Origin of the sequence: Cellulomonas triticagri (assembly GCF_003696205.1) — a bacterium.
GTDB classification, from domain to species: Bacteria; Actinomycetota; Actinomycetes; order Actinomycetales; family Cellulomonadaceae; genus Cellulomonas; species Cellulomonas triticagri.
The window spans coordinates 1-18,859 of sequence record NZ_RFFI01000040.1 but is presented as its reverse complement, the minus strand read 5'-3'; the positions used below and the strand labels follow the sequence as shown (position 1 = coordinate 18,859).

Below are 18,859 nucleotides of genomic sequence, written 5' to 3'. Positions count from 1 at the left end.
ACCGGACCGTCGGGCACCGGTCGGCGGATCGTCATGCACCGGTCATGGCAGGGCTCCGGTCTGGGACCTCGGTCCTGGGCGCGTCACCCGTCCGGCCGTCGCCGCCCTGCCCGTGGACGGGTGGCCCGCGAGCGCCGGGGCGGTGCGTACGCTCGCCCCGTGCCCTCCCCCACGACCGACCCGGCGGTGCGCGCCGCCGTCCGCACGGGCGTGTCCGTGTCGGTCGCGACCGGCCTGTACGGCGTGTCCTTCGGCGCGCTGTCCGTCGCCGCCGGGCTCGACGTCCCGCAGACCATGGTGCTGAGCCTGCTGATGTTCAGCGGCGGGTCCCAGTTCGCGGCCGTCGGCGTCATCGGCGCCGGGGGCGCGGTGGGCGCGGTCGTCGCGACCGCCGGTCTGCTCGGGGCGCGCAACGGGCTGTACGGGGTGCAGGTCGCCCCGCTGCTGGGGGCGCGGGGCTGGCGGTCGCTGCTCGCCGCGCAACTCACCATCGACGAGTCCACGGCCGTCGCCACCGCGCAGCCCACCCGCGCGGCGGCGCGCGCCGGGTTCTGGTGGACCGGCGCCGGGGTGTTCCTCCTGTGGAACGCGTTCACGCTGCTGGGCGCCCTGCTCGGCGACGCGCTGGGCGACCCGCGCCGCTACGGCCTGGACGCGGCCGCGGGCGCGGCGTTCCTCGCGCTGCTGTGGCCGCGGCTGAGCAGCCGCGGGGTGCTGCTGGTGGCGCTCGCCGCGGCGGCGCTCGCGCTGGCGCTCACCCCGCTCGTCCCCGCGGGGGTGCCGGTGCTCGCGGCGGCTGCCCTCGCGGTCGTCGTGGGCGCGCTCAGCGACCCGCCCGGGACCCCCGACGACGCGGACGACGCCCCGGTGGTGCACCCGTGAGCCGCGTCGCCGTCTGGTGGGCGGTGGTCGCGGCGTCGGTGGTGGTGCTGGCGACGAAGGTCGCGGGGCACCTGGTCCCCGCGCGGCTGCTGGAACGACCCCGGGTGACGCGCACGGCCGCGCTCGTCACGGTCGCGCTGCTCGCGGCGCTGGTGGCGGTGCAGGTCGGCACGACCGACGGGTCCCTCGTGCTGGACGCGCGGGTCGCGGCGCTCGTGGTCGCGGCGGTGGCGCTGCTGCTGCGCGCGCCGTTCGTCTTGGTCGTCGTCCTCGCCGCCGCCACGGCCGCGCTGCTCCGCTGGCTCGGCCTGCCCTGACCCGGCAGCGCTGGCCGACGGTGCCCGGTGCGCGGGGGCTCAGACCGCGACGGGGGCCTTGATCGTCGGGTGGTGCTGGTAGTTCTCCACCTCGACGTCCTCGAAGGTGTAGTCGAACAGGCTGGCGGCCTTGCGCAGCCGGAGCGTCGGCAGCGGGTAGGGCTCGCGGGTGAGCTGCTCGGTGACCTGCTCGACGTGGTTGTCGTAGACGTGGCAGTCACCACCGGTCCAGATGAAGTCCCCGACCTCGAGGCCGACCTGCTGGGCGACCATGTGCGTCAGCAGCGCGTAGGACGCGATGTTGAACGGCACGCCGAGGAACAGGTCCGCCGACCGCTGGTAGAGCTGGCAGGACAGCCGCCCGTCGGCGACGTAGAACTGGAAGAACGCGTGGCAGGGCGCGAGTGCCATCGACGGGATGTCCGCGACGTTCCACGCCGAGACGATGTGCCGCCGGGAGTCGGGGTCGGCCCGCAGGGCGTCGAGCACCTGGGACAGCTGGTCGATGGTGCCGCCGTCGGGCGTCGGCCACGACCGCCACTGCACGCCGTACACGGGGCCGAGCTCGCCGTCCGCGTCGGCCCACTCGTCCCAGATCTTCACGCCGTGCTCCTGCAGCCAGCCGACGTTGGAGTCGCCGCGCAGGAACCACAGCAGCTCGCCGACCACGGAGCGCAGGTGCACGCGCTTGGTCGTGACCAGCGGGAAGCCCGCGCGCAGGTCGAAGCGCATCTGGTGGCCGAAGACGCTGCGCGTCCCGGTGCCGGTGCGGTCGCCCTTGGGGGTGCCGGTCGCCATGACCAGCCGGAGCAGGTCCTCGTACGGGGTCGGGGGCGTCGCGGCGGTCATGGGACCCCACTCTAGGTGCCCACCCGCCCCCGCCGGGGAGTCCCGCCCGCGTGCCGTGCGCGACGGGCGGGACGACACTGGCCCCATGACCTCGCCGCTGCCGCCGTACGTCGCCGCCCACACCCCGACGGGGCTGCTCATCGGCGGAGAGTGGCGCCCGGCGTCGGGTCGCGGCACGTTCCCGGTGGCCGACCCGGCGACGACGGACGTGCTGTTCGAGGTGGCCGACGCCACCCCCGAGGACGGCCGCGCCGCGCTCGACGCCGCGTGCGCCGCCGCCCCGGCGTGGCGGGAGGTGGCGCCCCGGGCGCGGTCGGAGGTGCTGCGCGCGGTGTTCGAGGCGGTGGTGGCCCGCACCGAGGACCTCGCGGCGCTGATCACGGCCGAGGGCGGCAAGCCGCTGGCGGAGGCGCGCGCCGAGGTGCAGTACGCCGCCGAGTACGTGCGGTGGTACTCCGAGCAGGCGGTGCGCGTGGACGGCCTCGCCCGCCGGGCCCCGGCGGGGACGCACCACCAGATGGTGCTGCGCCGCCCCGTCGGCCCCGCGCTGCTGATCGCGCCGTGGAACTTCCCGATCGCGATGATCACCCGCAAGGTCGCCCCCGCGCTGGCGGCGGGGTGCCCGGTGGTGGTCAAGCCCGCCCGGCTGACCCCGCTGACCACGGCGTACTTCGCGGAGATCGTCCGCGAGGAGCTGGAGGCCCGCGACCTGCCGACCGGGGTGCTCAACGTGGTCCCGACGGCGTCCTCGGGCGACGTCTCGGCGCCGCTGCTGGCGGACCCGCGCCTGCGCAAGCTGTCGTTCACCGGGTCCACGGAGGTGGGCCGGACGCTGCTGAAGCAGGCCGCCGACGGGGTGCTGCGCACGTCGATGGAGCTCGGCGGGAACGCGCCGTTCCTGGTGTTCGACGACGCCGACCTGGACGCGGCCGTCGAGGGCGCGGTCGCGGCGAAGATGCGCAACTCCGGGCAGACGTGCGTCGCCGCCAACCGGTTCCTGGTGCAGCAGGGCGTCGCCGCGGAGTTCACCGACCGCCTGTCCGCGGCGTTCGAGCGGCTGGTGATGGGCCGCGGCACGGACCCGGACGTCACGGTCGGCCCGCTCATCGAGCGCTCGGCGGTGGACCACGTCGAGGACCTGGTCGCGGAGGCGGCGGACGCCGGGGCCCGGGTCCGCACGGGCGGGGAGCGCCCGGGGCGGCGCGGCTGGTTCTACCCGCCGACCGTGCTGGACCGGGTCCCGCCGGACGCCCGCGCCGTCCAGGAGGAGATCTTCGGGCCGGTGGCCCCGGTGGTGACGTTCGGCGACGAGGCCGAGGGAATCCGGCTCGCGAACGCCACCGAGTACGGGCTGGTCGCCTACGCGTACACCCGGGACGTCGGGCGGGCGATGCGCCTGGCCGAGGAGGTCGAGGCGGGGATGATCGGGATCAACCGCGGGATGGTCTCGGACGCCACGGCCCCTTTCGGCGGCGTGAAGTCCTCCGGCCTGGGGCGCGAGGGCGGCGAGGCGGGCATCGAGGAGTACCTGGAGCCCGTGTACGTGGCATTGTGACCGGTCATGAGCGACTCCCCCCTGACCCCGACCGCCGACGTCTCGGTGCGGCCCGCCGTCCCCGGTGACGAGGGCGCCGTCGCGGCGGTGCAGCTGGCGGCGTGGCGGTCGGGGCACGCGGAGGAGGTCCTCGGCGACGTCGTGCTCGACCAGATCGACCCCGCCGCGCTGGCGGAGCGGTGGTCCGCGGCGATCACCGCGCCCCCCGGCCCCGGCTACCGGGTGCTCGTGGCGATGCACGGCCCCCGGCTGGTGGGCTTCGCGTCGGTCGCGCCGGTGGTCGCGCCGCAGGGCTCGGGCGACGACACCCCCGGCGGGGAGATCCTCGCGCTCGAGGTGGACCCGGCCGCGCGCCGCCAGGGGCACGGCTCCCGGCTGCTCGCCGCCGTGGTCGACCTGCTGCGCGACGAGGACCGGGCCACGAGCGTCCAGACCTGGGTGATGGCGGGCGACGACGCGCGCGAGCAGTTCCTCGGGTCGGCCGGGCTCGGCGACGTCGGCGCCCGCCGGGTGCTCGGCGAGCAGGACGACCCGCGCGAGGTCCGCGAGCACCTGTGGGGCGCGAGCATCTGACGCGTCCGGACGGGTGGCGCCGTCACCCGTCCGGGGCGTCCCGACCGCCCGGTCGGTGAACGTCCGGCGAACAGGCCGCGCGGACGGGTGGCGGTGGCTCAGGCTCGCGCCGCGCGGGCCGATCGTGGGCGACGTGTCACCCCGAACCAGTGCGCGCTGGCGGCGCGCCGAGCGCGGCCGCGCACTCGCCGACCTCGTCTCCTCCCCCGTCGTCGTCGCCCCCACCGACTCGTGCGAGTCCGTGGACGTCGGCTTCCGGTCCACCTGGACCGGCTCCTCGGTGCTCGTCGCGCCCCGGGAGCCGGAGGGCCCGCACGGGATGGTGGCCCGCAAGGACTTCCTCACCACGATGACCGGACGGTACGGGTTCGGGCGCTCGCTGTGGGCGCGCCGCCCCGTGGCCGACGTCGCGCGGTGGGACGTGCCGTGGGTCGACGTCGGCGCGTCGCTGACCGAGGCGGCCGAGCGGCTGGCGACCGGCGACGGGTACCAGGACATGGTGGTCACCGGGCCCGGTGGTGTCCCGGTCGGGATCCTCGACCCCACGACGCTGATGGAGGCCCTGGCCGCGGAGCTCGCGCACGAGGCGTCGCACGACCACCTCACCGGGGTGACGTCGCGGGCACGGTTCGTGGACGGGCTGCGCGACCTGTGCGAGGCCGCGCGCGAGGACGGCGGCGCCGTGGTGCTGGCGTTCCTCGACCTGGACCGGCTCAAGGAGGTCAACGACACCCTCGGGCACTCGTTCGGTGACGCGCTGCTGCACTCCGTCGCGAGCCGCCTCGCCGCGTCGGCCCGGCCCGGGGACGTGGTCGGGCGGCTCGGCGGCGACGAGTTCGCGCTCGCCCGGCTGCTCACGGTCCAGACCCCGCAGGACACCTGGCGGGTGCGCGCGCTCGACCTGGGCGAGGCGCTGCGGTCCGCCATCGCGGCCCACGACCCCGACCTGCCGGTCCCCGCGCACTCGCGGGTCAGCGTGGGGCTCGCCATCGGCGCGGGGCCGCTGGTCGACAGCGACCGGCTGCTGCGCGAGGCCGACCTCGCGATGTACGGCGCCAAGAAGGCCGGCGGCGACCGGGTCCGGCTGGCCGGGGCGGACCTGACCGCCGCGGTGGAGGGTCCCGACGACGTGCCGGGCGCAGCCCCCGGCTCCACCACCTGCCCGGACGCCGACGCCGCGGGGACGGGAGCCGCCCTCGCCGCCCTCGCCGGGCTGGACCTCGACGCGCTGGAGGTGCACTACCAGCCGATCGCCGGGGCCCAGGACGGCACGGTGCGCGAGGTGGAGGCCCTCCTGCGCCGTCGCGGGCCGGACGGCGCGCTGGAGGGGCCCGTCGCGCCGCTGGACCGGGCGTCCCGCGCCGGGCTGTCCCTCGACCTCGACCTGTGGGTGCTGGCCCGCGCCTGCCGGGACCTCGCGGCGTGGCGGGTCGACCTCGGTGACGCCGCCCCCGCCGTGGTCGACGTGAACCTGTCCCCCGCCGCGCTGGACGAGGCGGAGCTCGCCCCGCGGGTGCTCGCGGTGCTGGACGCCACCGGCACCCCGCACGACTCCGTCCGCCTGGAGCTGTCCGAGGCCGCGACCGACGCCCAGATCGCCCGGGCGGTCCCCGCGCTGCGGGTGCTGCGCGACGCGGGCGTGCCGATCGCGCTGGACGACCTCGGCGGGGCGATGTCCGGGCTGCGGCAGGTCACCCGGCTGCCCGTGGACGTGGTGAAGATCGACCGCGCGGTGGTCGCCGGGATGCTGGACGACCCGCTGGACGCGCTGCTCGTGGAGGTGGTGCACCGGATGGCCGTCGACCGCGGTCTCACGGTCGTGGCCGAGGGCGTGGAGTCCGACGCGCAGCTCGACGCCCTCCGCGCGGCGGGCATCCCGCTGGTCCAGGGGTTCCTGGTCGCCCGGCCGATGTCCACCGACGCCCTGCGCGCCTACCTCGGAGGGCCTGCGAGACTGCCCGCATGACGAGTGCCGCCCTCACCCGCCGCTGGACCCCCGAGCACGTCGACGGGCTCACGGGGCAGGCGGTCGAGCAGGCCCGCCACCCGCGGCCCCCGCACCACCTCGCCTCCCCCTGGGGCGAGGTCGACGGCCGTACCGACCTGCGCGGGTTCGCCTTCCCCTCGGGGTTCGCGCTCGCGTACCTGACGCTCGCCGACCTCGACCTGGGCGGCGCGCGCGGGCGGGTGCTGCTGCACGAGGTCGACCTGACCGGCTGCTCGTTCGACGGGACACGCTCCACCACGCAGGGCGCGCTGCGCCGCTCGTTCACCGCCTGCACGTTCCGCGGCGCGCGGCTGCCCGGGGTCCGGCTCGGCGGCGCGTTCACGGACTGCGACCTCGACGGGGCGCACCTGCGCGGCGCGCTGACCACCGGGACCACGACGTTCACCCGGTGCCGGATCGGCGCGGACCTCACCGGCGCGGTGCTGCGGGACGCCCGGTTCGTCGACTGCGACTTCACCGGCCTCACCACCTCGTGGCAGACGACCTTCGAGCGCTGCACCTTCGTCGGGGGCGTCCCCGACGTCGGCGACGCCCAGGTGCGCGGCGCGACCGTGGACGGCGCGCGGCTCCCCGACCGCTGGCGCGGCGAGGGCGAGGCGGGTACGGCGTGGGACGCGCTGCTGGACCGCTACCGGGCGACGCCCGACGACGACACGCTGCCCCTGGAGCCCGAGGCCTGAGCCCTACGCGCGACCCCGGTGGATCCGGGACGCCGTGCGCAGCGCCCCGCGCGCGGCCCGGCGGTCGCCCGCCGCGTCGTACGCGAACGCCAGCCGGTACCAGGCCGCCCAGTCGTCCGGCGCGGCGGCCTCGGCCTCGGCGCGGGCCGCGTCGAACTGCTCGTGCGCCACGGCCCGGTCGATGCGGCCGCCGGGGCTGCGCGGCAGGTCGTCCACGGGCAGCTCGCCCCGCGCGGCGAGGGTGTCGGCCATCTTCTGCACGTCCACGGCCAGCGCCCACTCCCGGGCGACCAGGCCGAGCACCAGCAGCGGGATCACGGCGACCGCGACGCCGATGGCGATGCCGACGGGCTCGCCGGTGCGCAGGAACGTCACGGCGCGGGTGGCGATCAGCCACACGTACAGGCCGAGCAGCGCCGTGAGGGCGAGCGCGGCCACCAGGCCGGTGGGCACGCGCCGCCGGGCGGTCGGGGCGCCGGGGGTGGTCGGGTCGGTGCTCATGCGCTCAGCCCAGGTCCAGGTAGTGCTCGAGCCCGACGGTCAGGCCGGGCCGCTCCCCCACCTGCCGGACGGCGTGCAGCACACCCGGCATGAACGACACCCGGTCGAACGAGTCGTGCCGGATGGTCAGCTGCTCCCCGGCGTTGCCGAGCAGGATCTCCTCGTGCGCGACCAGGCCGCGCAGCCGCACGGCGTGCACCCGGACGCCGTCCACGTCCGCGCCGCGCGCCCCGTCCAGGGCGGTCGTCGTGGCGTCCGGCACCGGGCCGAGCCCGGCCTCCCGGCGGGCGCGGGCGACGGCCTGCGCGGTGTGCCGGGCCGTGCCCGAGGGGGCGTCGACCTTGTCGGGGTGGTGCAGCTCGACCACCTCGACGGACTCGAACCACCGCGCGGCGCGGGCCGCGAACGCCATCGCCAGCACCGCGCCCAGCGCGAAGTTCGGGGCGACGAGCACCCCGACGCCCGGCTGCGCGGCGAGGTCGACCTCGACGCGCCCCAGCGACTCCGGCGTCCAGCCCGTCGTGCCGACGACCACGTGCACGCCCTGCGCGACGAGCGACCGCACGTTCGCCTCGGTGACGTCCGGGACGGTGAAGTCCACGGCGACCTGCGCGCCCGTCGCGGCGACGGCGCCGACGTCGTCGCCGTGCTCCAGCGCCGCGACCAGCTCCAGGTCCGGCGCGGCCTCGACGGCGGCGACGACGGCGCGCCCCATCCGCCCGGCGGCACCGAGGACGGCCACCGGGACCGTGTCGCGGGCGGGCTCGTCGACGGGCGGCGTGCGGGGCGGGGAGGAGGTCACGGCCGCCACCCTATGCGGTCGCCAGCAGCTCCTCCATGCCGCGCAGGGACCGCCGCAGGTCCAGCGCGGACATGCCCGTGAACCGCTCGACCTCGCGCGGCGCGTAGCCCGCGTCGGCGTACGACCGCAGCACCCGCACCACCCCGGCGGCGTCGCCCCGGTCGTCCACCCCGAGCTCGCGCACGGCGCAGGACAGCCGCACCGCCGACAGGAAGGCGCCGGGCGTCATGCCGAGGTGCGCGGCGAAGAGGGCGTGCAACGACGCCAGCGACCGGTCGACCGCCCGCGCCAGGTCGAGCGGGCGCACCAGTCCCCGCTCGGCGTCCGCCACCGCCACCACCCGGTCCAGGTCGGCACGCTCGTGCGCGGGGACGGGCCGCCGCACCGCCGCCTCCAGGACGTCCTCCAGGGCCCGCACTGCCGCGGCGGCGTCGTCGCCGGCGGCCCGCAGCCGCCGCTCCAGCGCCGTCCAGGCGTCCGCGTCGAGACCCAGCGCGTCACCCAGCGGGCGGTGCGCGTCGACCAGCGCGTCCGCCGGGTGCAGGGCGGACAGGGCCCACGGCGCCAGGCGCACGCCGATCTCCCACACCGGCGCGTCGCCGTCCGCGAGCACCACCTGCGGCGTCGACCGGGGCCCGCGCAGGACGCTGCCGATCCGCTCCTCCTCGCGGCTGAACGGGTCGACCCACCGCACGTGCCCCGCGAGCCGCACCACGGCCGCCGGGCGGCCGTCCGGCAGCGCCACCCGCGGCGGGGCGCCGTGCGGGCTGCGCGCGACCCACAGCGCCTCGACCAGGCCCGGCGAGCGCGGCGGGATCGCGACGGAGGTGCGGGCGGACGTCAGGGCGGCCATGCGCCCATCATCACCCCGCAAGACGCGTGGCGGAACGGGACCTCCGGCCCGACGTGGCCGCCCGGGCGGACGGCAGGAGCCGGGGTCCGTGCGGACCCCGGCTCCTGGCGGGTGCTGCGGTGCTGCGCGTGGCGCGGCGGGCGTCAGTCCCCGAAGGGCCCGACGCGGACCACCGAGCGCGGCCGGGACGCGAGGTCGGCGGCCAGGTCGGCGACCTCGGCCGCCGTGACCGCGCGGACGCGGTCCAGCGACTCCTGGGTGGACAGCAGCTCGCCGTGCACCAGCTCGGACTTGCCGAGCCGGCTCATCCGCGAGCCGGAGTCCTCCAGGCCGAGCACGAGCCCGCCGGACAGCTGCCCGACGGACCGGCGCAGCTCGGCGTCGGTGATGCCGCCGTCCGCGAGCCGCTCCAGCTCGAGGACCATGAGGTCGGTGACCTCGTCGATCTTCGCCGGGGCGCAGCCCGCGTACAGGCCGAACACCCCGGTGTCGGCGTGGCCGGACGCGAACGAGTACGTCGAGTACGCCAGGCCCCGCTTCTCGCGGATCTCCTGGAACAGGCGCGACGACATGCCGCCGCCGAGCACCGCGTTCAGCACGGACAGCGTGAACCGGCGGGGGTCGGTCGCCGTCAGGCCCGTGGACCCGACGATGACGTTGCCCTGCTCGGTGGAGCGGCGGACCGTGGTCTGCGACGCCCGCGCGGTGACCGGGACGACGTCGCCGGGCCCGCGGCGCGCGGCCGGGACCTCCGCGCCGTCCAGCGCCCAGCCGCCGTCGCCCAGTGCGCGCACGACCTGCGCGGCCAGCGCGTCGTGGTCGACGTTGCCCGCCGCGGTCACGACCAGCGTGCCCGGGCGGTAGTGCTCGCGGTAGTGCGCCCACACGGCGTCGCGCGGCACGGCCCGGATGGTCTCCGGCGTGCCGCCGATCGGGCGGCCCAGCGGGTGCTCGCCCAGGACGACCGTGGCGAACCGCTCGTGCACGACGTCGCTCGGGTCGTCGTCGTTCATGGCGAGCTCTTCGAGGATGACGCCGCGCTCGGTCTCGAGCTCGTCGGCGTCCAGCCGCGCCGAGGTCACCATGTCGCTGATGACGTCGACCGCCATCGGCAGGTCCTCGTCCAGCACCCGGGCGTAGTAGCAGGTGTGCTCCTTGCCCGTGGCGGCGTTGGCCTCGCCACCGACCTCGTCGAACGCCTCGGCGATGTCCATCGCCGTGCGCCGCGCGGTCCCCTTGAACAGCAGGTGCTCGAGGAAGTGCGTCGACCCGTGGTGCCCGTCGGACTCGTCGCGCGAGCCGACGCCGACCCACGCCCCCACGGACGCGGACCGCACCCCGGGGACGTGCTCGGTGAGCAGGCGGACCCCGCCGGGCAGGACGGAGCGACGGACGGATCCGTCACCCGCCTGCCCGGCGGTCACGTCGCTGCCCGGCGTGCCGGGTGCGACGAGAGGGAGGTCCAGCGGCACGTCAGGCGTCGGCCGGCTCGTCGGACGCGGGCTTGTCCGCGGCCTCGTCCTCGGCCACGACCGCGTGCAGCGACAGCTTGCCGCGCGGGTCGATCTCGCCGATCTCGACCTGGACCTTCTGGCCCACGCCGAGGACGTCCTCGACGTTCTCGACGCGCTTGCCGCCGACCAGGCGACGGATCTGCGAGATGTGCAGCAGGCCGTCCTTGCCCGGGGAGAGCGACACGAACGCACCGAAGGTGGTCGTCTTGACGACGGTGCCGACGAAGCGCTCGCCGACCTCGGGCATGTGCGGGTTCGCGATCGCGTTGATCGCGGCCCGCGCCGCCTCGGCCGAGGGGCCGTCGGTCGCACCGATGTAGACGGTGCCGTCGTCCTCGATCGAGATGTCCGCGCCGGTCTCCTCCTGGATCTGGTTGATCATCTTGCCCTTCGGGCCGATGACCTCGCCGATCTTGTCGGTGGGGACCTTGACGGTGATGACGCGCGGGGCGTTCGGGGACATCTCGTCGGGGACGTCGATGGCCTCGTTCAGGACGTCGAGGATCGCCAGGCGAGCCTCCTTCGCCTGGGTCAGCGCGTCGGCCAGCACGGAGGCCGGGATGCCGTCGAGCTTGGTGTCGAGCTGGATGGCCGTGACGAACTCACGGGTACCGGCGACCTTGAAGTCCATGTCGCCGAACGCGTCCTCGGCACCCAGGATGTCGGTCAGCGCCGCGTACTTGGTGACGCCGTCCACGGTGTCCGAGACCAGGCCCATGGCGATGCCGGCGACGGGGGCGCGCAGCGGCACACCCGCGTTCAGCAGCGACAGGGTCGAGGCGCAGACGGAGCCCATCGACGTCGAGCCGTTGGAGCCCAGCGCCTCGGACACCTGGCGGATCGCGTAGGGGAACTCCTCGCGGCTCGGCAGCACCGGCATGAGCGCCCGCTCGGCCAGCGCGCCGTGGCCGATCTCGCGGCGCTTCGGCGAGCCCACGCGGCCGGTCTCACCGGTCGAGTAGGGCGGGAAGTTGTAGTTGTGCATGTAGCGCTTGCGCGTCTCGGGCGACAGCGTGTCGAGCTGCTGCTCCATGCGGAGCATGTTCAGCGTGGTGACACCCATGATCTGGGTCTCGCCGCGCTCGAACAGCGCCGAGCCGTGCACGCGGGGCAGCACCTCGACCTCGGCCGACAGCGTGCGGATGTCCCGCAGGCCACGGCCGTCGATGCGGAAGCCGTCCGTGAGGATGCGCTGGCGGATGACCTTCTTGGTCACGGAGCGGACCGCGGCGGACAGCTCCTTCTCGCGACCCTCGAAGGAGGCGGCGAGGGCGTCGAGCACCTCGGCCTTGATCTCGTCCAGGCGGCCCTCGCGGGTCTGCTTGTCGGCGATCTGCATGGCCTCGAGGATCTTGCCCTCGGCGGCACCGGCGACGGCCTCGTACGCGTCCGGCTGGTAGTCCGGGAACGTCGGGAAGTCGCGGGTCTCCTTGGCGGCCTGGGCGGCGAGCGCCTGCTGCGCCTCGACCAGGGCCTTGATGAACGGCTTGGACGCCTCGAGGCCCTCGGCCACCACGGTCTCGGTCGGCGCGACGCCGCCCTCGTCCTTGATGAGGTTCCAGGACTTCTCCGGCGCCTCGGCCTCGATCATCGCGATGGCGACGTCGCCGCCCTCGACGACGCGGCCGGCGACGACGATCTCGAACGTCGCGCGCTCACGCTCGGTGTAGCGCGGGAACGCGACCCACTGGCCGTCGATCAGCGCGATGCGGACCGCGCCGACCGGGCCGGAGAACGGCAGGCCGGAGATCTGGGTGGAGATCGACGCGGCGTTGATCGCGAGCACGTCGTACGCGTCGTCCGGGTGGATCGCCAGGACGGTGACGACGACCTGGACCTCGTTGCGCAGGCCCTTGACGAACAGGGGGCGCAGCGGGCGGTCGATCAGGCGGCAGGCCAGGATCGCCTCGGTCGAGGGACGGCCCTCGCGACGGAAGAACGAGCCGGGGATCTTGCCGGCGGCGTACTGCCGCTCCTCGACGTCCACCGTCAGCGGGAAGAAGTCGAACTGGTCCTTGGGGTGCTTGCCCGCCGTCGTGGCGGACAGCAGGGCGGTCTCGCCGTCGAGGTAGGCCATCGCCGAACCGGCGGCCTGCTTGGCCAGGCGGCCGGTCTCGAAGCGGACGGTGCGGGTGCCGAAGCGACCGTTGTCGATCACGGCCTCGGCGAACTGGATCTCGGGACCCTCCACGGGTGCCCTCCTTTGTGTCGAAGGCGCCGGACCGGTCACGGCGGTCTTCGATCGAGGTACCCGGAGCGCGCGGGGCGGTCCGGGTGCCACTACCGAGGACCGGACGCGTCGACCGGCAACCGTCTATCTCGGTGGTGATGCGGGTACTACGGGTGGTGCAGGCGGTGCGACTCGCACCGGGGGCGCGGCTCCCGCCGGGCCCCGACGCAGGACCAGCCCGGACCCCGAGCGGGGTCCGGGCCGGTCACGCGGTCAACGACGCAGGCCGAGGCGCTGGATCAGGCTGCGGTAGCGCTCGATGTCGACCTTCTGCAGGTAGCCCTGCAGGCGACGGCGCTGGCCGACCAGCAGCAGCAGGCCACGACGGCTGTGGTGGTCGTGCTTGTGGGTCTTGAGGTGCTCGTTGAGGTCGTTGATGCGCTGCGTGAGCAGGGCGATCTGGACCTCCGGCGAGCCGGTGTCACCCTCGTGGGTGGCGTACTCGGCCATGATGGACTTCTTGGTGGCGCTGTCGAGGGGCACGACTCTCCTGGTGGTATCTCGTTGCGCGGTGCTCCGGGGCAGGTCCACCCGGGCGCTCTCGTTCCGCGGCCGTTCTGACGGCTGTTCGATCCTACCAGCAGCGGACGTCAGCTGGCCTCAGCCGGCGGCGGGGCGGAGCACGGCGCGCACGCCGTCGACGTCGCGGTGCATCTGCTCGACCAGCGCGTCCACCGAGTCGAACCGCAGGGTCGGCCGCAGCAGCTCCACGAGCTCGAGCACGACCTCCTCGCCGTACAGGTCGAGATCCGTGCGGTCCAGCACGTACGCCTCCACCCGGCGCTGGGCACCCTCGAACGTCGGGTTCGTGCCGATGGACACCGCCGCGGGCAGCACCGCGTCCGGGGACCCCGCCGGCTGCCCGGGACGGCGCAGCCACCCCGCGTAGACCCCGTCCGCCGGGACCATGCCGGTCGCGTCCTGCGCGAGGTTCGCCGTCGGGAAGCCGAGGTCGCGCCCGCGCTTGTCCCCGTGCACCACCGTGCCGCGCACCCGGTGCGGGCGCCCCAGCACGCGGGCGGCCTGGCGGACGTCGCCCGCGGCCAGCGCCTCGCGCACCCACGTGGACGACCAGCGCCGGTCGAGCGCGTCCGCGACGCCGTCGCCCGGCGCCGCCGCGACGTCCTCGATCACCTCGACCGAGAAGCCGTACCGCTCCCCCAGCGCCGTCATCGTCGCCAGGTCGCCCGCGTTGCCCCGGCCGAACCGCACGTCCCGCCCCACCACGACCGTGCGGGCGCGCAGCCCCTCGACCAGGTAGGTGCGGACGAACTCCTCGGCGGTCTGCTGGGCGAACTCCAGCGTGTACGTCAGCAGCAGCACCGCGTCCAGGCCGGTCTGCGCCAGCAGCTCCAGGCGGTCCGCGTCGCCCGTGAGCAGCGGCGGGGCCTCGTCCGGGCGGTGCACCTGCTGCGGGTGCGGCGTGAACGTCACCGCGACCGACCGCGCCCCCGCGGCGCGCGCGTCGGCGACCATCCGGCTCAGCACACCGGTGTGCCCGCGGTGCACCCCGTCGAAGTTGCCGATCGTCACCACCGACGGCCCGAAGTCCCCGGGGACCTCGGACAGGTCCGTCCAGCGATGCACACCCGCTCCCGTCCACGTGGGCGCCGCCCGGCACCCTGCGTGCCGACGGCCCGCGCCGAGGACTCCCTCGGCGCGGGGACAAGCCTGCCACGACCTCCGGGGTGCCCCCGCACCGGACGGCCCCCGCGGCGCTACGCTCGCAGCGCACCCGCGACGACGCACCGGAGGTCACCCATGGTCGTGCTGCGCACCGAGCTCGTCGCCACCGGCGGGACCACCACCGGCATCGAGGTGCCCGAGGACGTGGTCCTCGCGTTCGAGCGGGGCAAGCGGGTGCCCGTGGTCGTGACCCTCAACGGCGGGCACACCTACCGCGGCTCCGTCGCGTCGTACCAGGGCGGGTACTGGGTCGGCGTGTCCGCCGCCCACCGGGCCGCCGCGGGGATCGAGGCAGGCGAGCAGGTGGACGTCGAGCTCGTCGTCGACGACGAGCCCCGCACCGCGGACGTCCCCGCCGACCTCGCGGCGGCGCTCGCCGCGGGCGGACCCGACGTCAGCGCCGCGTGGGCACGGCTGTCGTACTCCAAGCAGAACGCGCACGTCCTGGCGGTCGAGGGCGCGAAGACCGACGCCACCCGGGCCCGGCGCGTCGCGGCGGTCGTCGCCGCCCTCGCGCCGTCGCGGTAGCCGGGGGTCAGGTCGCCGGCGCGAAGACCAGCGCCGGGCGCGCGTGCGGCCCGTGGTCCTCCAGCAGCGCCACCAGCTCGCCGTCCGGCGAGATCGCCGCGACCGTCACGCCCGCACCCGCGCCGCTCGCGGGCACCCGCTGCCCGAACGACAGCGCGCGGGTCTCCTCCGCGGTGAGGTCGCGCACCGGGAACGTCGCGCGCGCCGCGTCGGCCAGCGGGAGGGTGTCGAGCGGCACGTCCGCGGGCCAGGCGTCCAGCGCCGTCAGGTCGCGCGCGACCCCCAGCGGGTAGCCGCCGACCCGGGTGCGCCGCAGGGCCGTCAGGTGCCCCCCGACCCCGAGCCCCCGGCCGAGGTCCCGCGCCAGCGCGCGGATGTACGTCCCCGACGAGCACACGACGGTCACGTCCACGTCCAGCGCCGGGACGCCCGTGCCGTCGGCGTCCGGGACGGGCCGCACCTCGTGCACCGCGAACCGGCTCACGGTCACCGGCCGCGCGGCGAGCTCGACGTCCTCGCCCGCCCGCACGCGGGCGTACGCGCGCTGGCCGTCGACCTTGATCGCGCTCACCGCGCTCGGCACCTGCTGGATGGCCCCGGTCAGCGCGGCCACGCCGGCGTCCAGGGCGTCGCGCGCCACGGCGTCCGCGGCGGTGCGGGACAGGACCTCGCCCTCGGCGTCGTCCGTGGTCGTCGCGACGCCCAGCCGGATCGTCGCGGTGTACTCCTTGTCCGCGCCGACGACGTACGTCAGCAGCCGGGTCGCCCGCCCCACGCCGAGGACCAGCACGCCGGTGGCCATCGGGTCGAGGGTGCCCGCGTGGCCGACCTTGCGGGTCCCCGCCAGGCCACGGGCCTTCGCGACGACGTCGTGGCTGGTCCAGCCCTGCGGCTTGTCGACCACCAGCAGCCCGTCCGGGGCGGTGGGACGCCGGGGCCGGTCGGGACGCTGCGCATTCATCACGCCCGACAGGCTAACGGCCGCGGGTACGTCCCCCCGGCCCGGCGCGCGACCCCGCACTGCCCAGGGTGCACGAGACACGTCGAGAGTGCCCTCAGCGTGGGCGCCCGCGACGTGTCTCGTGCACCGTCGTGGTCACGGTGCGGGTGGGGTCAGCGGGGGTCGTCCGCCTCGTCCTCGTCGGGCTTCTTGTACGGGTCCGCCTCGCCGGCGTACTGCGCGGAGGCGGCCAGGGCGGACACCTCCTTGTCGCGGCGCGCGGCCTCGAGCAGGGCGGCGTCCAGGTGCGCGGCCGTCTCCGGCACCGCGTCCAGGTGGAACTCCAGCGTCGGGGTCAGCCGCACGCCGGTCTGCTTACCGACCTCGGAGCGGATCAGGCCCTTGGCGCTCTCCAGCGCCTTGGCGGTGCCCTCGCGCGACTCCTCGTCGCCGAGCACCGTGTAGAACACGCTCGCGTGCTGGAGGTCGCCGGTCACCCGGACGTCCGTCACGGTGACGAAGCCCAGGCGCGGGTCCTTGACCCGGGTGTCGAGCATCTGCGCGACGATCTGCTGGATGCGGTCCGCCAGCTTGCGGGCCCGCGGGTGGTCGACCATGGGGTGCTCCCTTCGGTGCGCCCGCGCACTCGGCGGGCGGAAGAAACGCCTGCGGGCCCGCCCCCGGCGCACGTGGCGCCGGGGACGAACCCGCGGGTCAGGACCTGATCAGGAACGCGGCTTCTCGCGCATCTCCCAGGTCTCGATGATGTCGCCCTCGGTGATGTCGTTGTACGACCCCAGGCCGATACCGCACTCGAAGCCCTCGCGGACCTCGGTGGCGTCGTCCTTGAACCGCTTGAGCGACTCGATGGTGAGGTTGTCCCCGATGACGTTGCCGTTCCGCAGGACCCGCGCCTTGGTGTTGCGGCGGATGTCCCCGGACCGGACGATCGACCCGGCGATGTTGCCGAACTTGGAGGAGCGGAACACCTCGCGCACCTCGGCGGTACCGAGCTGCACCTCCTCGTACTCCGGCTTGAGCATGCCCTTGAGGGCCGCCTCGACGTCGTCGATCGCGGAGTAGATGACCGAGTAGAACCGGACGTCCACGCCCTCGCGCTCGGCGAGGTCCTCCACCCGCTCCGCGTACTTGACGTTGAAGCCGATGATGATCGCGTTGTCGACCGTCGCGAGGTTGACGTCGTTCTGCGTGATCGCACCGACACCGCGGTGGATGACGCGCAGGTCGACCTCGTCGCCCACGTCGATCTTGAGCAGCGCGTCCTCGAGGGCCTCGACGGCACCCGAGACGTCACCCTTGAGGACCAGGTTGAGGGTCTCGACCTTGCCCTGCTGGAGCGCCTGCGTGAAGTCCTCGAGGCTGATGCGCTTGCGGCGCTTGGCCAGGAGGGCGGCACGCTCGGCGGCCTCGCGCTTCTCGGCGATCTGGCGGGCGGTCCGCTCGTCGGGCGCCACCAGGAAGGTGTCGCCGGCGCTCGGGACGGACGCCAGACCGAGGACCAGCACCGGACGGGCCGGGCCCGCCTCGGTGACGTTCTCGCCGTGCTCGTCGAACATCGCGCGGACGCGGCCGTGGGCGGTACCCGCGACGATCGCGTCGCCGACGTGCAGCGTGCCGGACTGGACCAGGACGGTCGCGACGGCGCCGCGGCCCTTGTCGAGGTTCGCCTCGATGGCGACACCGCGCGCGTCCTTGTCGGGGTTGGCCCGCAGGTCGAGCGAGGCGTCAGCCGTCAGCAGGACGGCCTCGAGCAGCTGGTCGATACCCATGCGCTGCTTCGCGGACACGTCGACGAACATGGTGTCGCCGCCGTACTCCTCGGCCACCAGGTTGTACTCGGTGAGCTGCTGGCGGATCTTGGCGGGGTTGGCCCCCTCCTTGTCCACCTTGTTCACCGCGACCACGATCGGCACACCGGCCGCCTGGGCGTGGTTGAGCGCCTCGATGGTCTGGGGCATCACGCCGTCGTCCGCCGCGACCACGAGGATCGCGATGTCCGTCACCTGCGCACCACGGGCACGCATGGCGGTGAACGCCTCGTGACCCGGGGTGTCGATGAACGTGATGGCCCGGTCCTGGCCCTCGTGCTCGGCACGGACCTGGTAGGCACCGATGTGCTGGGTGATGCCACCGGCCTCGCCCGCGACGACGTCCGTGGACCGGATGGCATCGAGGAGCTTGGTCTTTCCGTGGTCGACGTGACCCATGACGGTGACGACCGGCGGGCGCGGGAACAGGTCCTCGTCGCCCTCGCCCTCGAGCTCGGCGTCCAGGTCGATGTCGAAGGCCCCGAGCAGCTCGCGGTCCTCCTCCTCGGCCGAGACCATCTCGACGACGTAGCCGAGCTCGGCGGCCAGCGTGCCGAACGTGTCCTCGTCCAGCGACTGCGTCGCGGTCGCCATCTCACCGAGGTGGAACAGCACCGTGACCAGCGAGGCGGGGTTCGCGTCGATCTTGTCCGCGAAGTCGTTCAGCGAGGAGCCGTGCCGCAGGCGGACGACGGTCTTGCCGTTGCCGCGCGGGACCTGCACGCCGCCGAGCGACGGCGCCTGCATCTGCTCGAACTCCTGGCGCTTCGCCCGCTTCGACTTCCGTCCGCGGACGGGGCGACCACCGGCACGGCCGAAGGCACCCTGGGTCGAACCACGGCCACCGGGGCCGCCGGGACGACCGCCACCACCGGGACGACCGGCGAAGCCGCCGCCACCGGGACGACCGGCACCGCCGCCGCCGTAGCCACCGCCGCCACCGGGACGACCGCCGCCGCCACCCGGACGGGCCGGACGGTCACCGGGGCGACCGACGCCGCTCGTGGAGCGGCCCGGCATCATGCCCGGGTTCGGGCGGGGGCCACCGGGGCGCGGGGCCGCGGGACGGGGACCGCCGGGACGGTCGCCGGCACCCGCACCGGCCTGCGCGG

Annotated in this window: 18 protein-coding genes; 7 read left to right on the top strand and 11 right to left on the bottom strand. The window is 75.2% G+C overall.

The genetic code is table 11. The features are described from left to right. Window positions 1–159 precede the first annotated feature (159 nt). Window positions 160–882 carry an AzlC family ABC transporter permease gene (locus EBM89_RS08930; protein WP_233571639.1) on the top strand — a complete coding sequence of 241 codons (723 nt, stop codon included), beginning with the start codon at window positions 160–162 and terminating at the stop codon, window positions 880–882. After that, window positions 879–1,199, top strand: a complete 321-nt coding sequence (locus EBM89_RS08925; protein WP_122149094.1) for an AzlD domain-containing protein — start codon at window positions 879–881, stop codon at window positions 1,197–1,199. The genes EBM89_RS08930 and EBM89_RS08925 overlap by 4 nt, the downstream gene beginning before the upstream one ends. A gap of 39 nt (window positions 1,200–1,238) precedes the next feature. On the opposite strand, the gene EBM89_RS08920 is transcribed toward EBM89_RS08925, so the two are convergent. Beyond that, window positions 1,239–2,048 (bottom strand): thymidylate synthase, encoded by an 810-nt coding sequence (locus EBM89_RS08920; protein ID WP_122149093.1) that lies wholly within the window; start codon window positions 2,046–2,048, stop codon window positions 1,239–1,241. An 85-nt stretch (window positions 2,049–2,133) separates the two neighbouring features. Here EBM89_RS08920 and EBM89_RS08915 point away from each other — a divergent pair, with 85 nt between their 5' ends. The 4 genes from EBM89_RS08915 to EBM89_RS08900 all read left to right on the top strand — a co-directional run bounded on the left by EBM89_RS08915 (window position 2,134) and on the right by EBM89_RS08900 (window position 6,864). Further along, a complete protein-coding gene (locus EBM89_RS08915; protein WP_122149092.1) occupies window positions 2,134–3,603 on the top strand; it encodes an NAD-dependent succinate-semialdehyde dehydrogenase in 1,470 nt (489 codons plus the stop codon). A 6-nt stretch (window positions 3,604–3,609) separates the two neighbouring features. Then, entirely contained in the window at window positions 3,610–4,176 is a 567-nt protein-coding gene (locus tag EBM89_RS08910; RefSeq protein ID WP_122149091.1) for a GNAT family N-acetyltransferase, read from the top strand. Window positions 4,177–4,309: 133 nt separating this feature from the next. Continuing rightward, a complete protein-coding gene (locus tag EBM89_RS08905; protein WP_147463497.1) occupies window positions 4,310–6,142 on the top strand; it encodes an EAL domain-containing protein in 1,833 nt (610 codons plus the stop codon). Continuing rightward, window positions 6,139–6,864 carry a pentapeptide repeat-containing protein gene (locus EBM89_RS08900; protein WP_122149089.1) on the top strand — a complete coding sequence of 242 codons (726 nt, stop codon included), beginning with the start codon at window positions 6,139–6,141 and terminating at the stop codon, window positions 6,862–6,864. The genes EBM89_RS08905 and EBM89_RS08900 overlap by 4 nt, the downstream gene beginning before the upstream one ends. Window positions 6,865–6,867: 3 nt before the next feature. On the opposite strand, the gene EBM89_RS08895 is transcribed toward EBM89_RS08900, so the two are convergent. The 7 genes from EBM89_RS08895 to EBM89_RS08865 form a co-directional block, all read right to left on the bottom strand. After that, window positions 6,868–7,365 (bottom strand): hypothetical protein, encoded by a 498-nt coding sequence (locus EBM89_RS08895; RefSeq protein ID WP_122149088.1) that lies wholly within the window; start codon window positions 7,363–7,365, stop codon window positions 6,868–6,870. 4 nt (window positions 7,366–7,369) lie between these two features. After that, window positions 7,370–8,167 (bottom strand): 4-hydroxy-tetrahydrodipicolinate reductase, encoded by a 798-nt coding sequence (dapB, locus tag EBM89_RS08890; protein WP_255414342.1) that lies wholly within the window; start codon window positions 8,165–8,167, stop codon window positions 7,370–7,372. Window positions 8,168–8,177: 10 nt separating this feature from the next. After that, complete coding sequence (locus tag EBM89_RS08885; protein WP_122149087.1) at window positions 8,178–9,020, bottom strand: AraC family transcriptional regulator; 843 nt, start codon at window positions 9,018–9,020, stop codon at window positions 8,178–8,180. Window positions 9,021–9,163: 143 nt separating this feature from the next. Continuing rightward, the gene (locus EBM89_RS08880) at window positions 9,164–10,492 is read right to left on the bottom strand and encodes a M16 family metallopeptidase (RefSeq protein ID WP_122149086.1); all 1,329 of its coding nucleotides are present in this window, start codon (window positions 10,490–10,492) and stop codon (window positions 9,164–9,166) included. A gap of 1 nt (window position 10,493) precedes the next feature. Further along, window positions 10,494–12,725, bottom strand: coding sequence for a polyribonucleotide nucleotidyltransferase (locus EBM89_RS08875; protein ID WP_122149085.1), 2,232 nt, complete (start codon window positions 12,723–12,725; stop codon window positions 10,494–10,496). Window positions 12,726–12,977: 252 nt separating this feature from the next. Beyond that, window positions 12,978–13,247, bottom strand: a complete 270-nt coding sequence (rpsO, locus tag EBM89_RS08870) for a 30S ribosomal protein S15 (RefSeq protein WP_122149084.1) — start codon at window positions 13,245–13,247, stop codon at window positions 12,978–12,980. A gap of 117 nt (window positions 13,248–13,364) precedes the next feature. After that, window positions 13,365–14,351: a bifunctional riboflavin kinase/FAD synthetase gene (locus EBM89_RS08865; RefSeq protein WP_122149083.1), complete on the bottom strand. Its 987-nt coding sequence runs from the start codon at window positions 14,349–14,351 to the stop codon at window positions 13,365–13,367. Between the two features lie 174 nt (window positions 14,352–14,525). Here EBM89_RS08865 and EBM89_RS08860 point away from each other — a divergent pair, with 174 nt between their 5' ends. Continuing rightward, entirely contained in the window at window positions 14,526–14,978 is a 453-nt protein-coding gene (locus EBM89_RS08860; protein ID WP_122149082.1) for a DUF1905 domain-containing protein, read from the top strand. A 7-nt stretch (window positions 14,979–14,985) separates the two neighbouring features. On the opposite strand, the gene truB is transcribed toward EBM89_RS08860, so the two are convergent. The 3 genes from truB to infB form a co-directional block, all read right to left on the bottom strand. Then, window positions 14,986–15,939 (bottom strand): tRNA pseudouridine(55) synthase TruB, encoded by a 954-nt coding sequence (gene truB / locus EBM89_RS08855; protein WP_122149081.1) that lies wholly within the window; start codon window positions 15,937–15,939, stop codon window positions 14,986–14,988. 152 nt (window positions 15,940–16,091) lie between these two features. Continuing rightward, window positions 16,092–16,535, bottom strand: a complete 444-nt coding sequence (rbfA, locus tag EBM89_RS08850) for a 30S ribosome-binding factor RbfA (protein ID WP_122149080.1) — start codon at window positions 16,533–16,535, stop codon at window positions 16,092–16,094. Between the two features lie 108 nt (window positions 16,536–16,643). Beyond that, the coding region (gene infB / locus EBM89_RS08845; protein WP_122149079.1) for a translation initiation factor IF-2 at window positions 16,644–18,859 on the bottom strand (2,216 nt) is incomplete at its 5' end.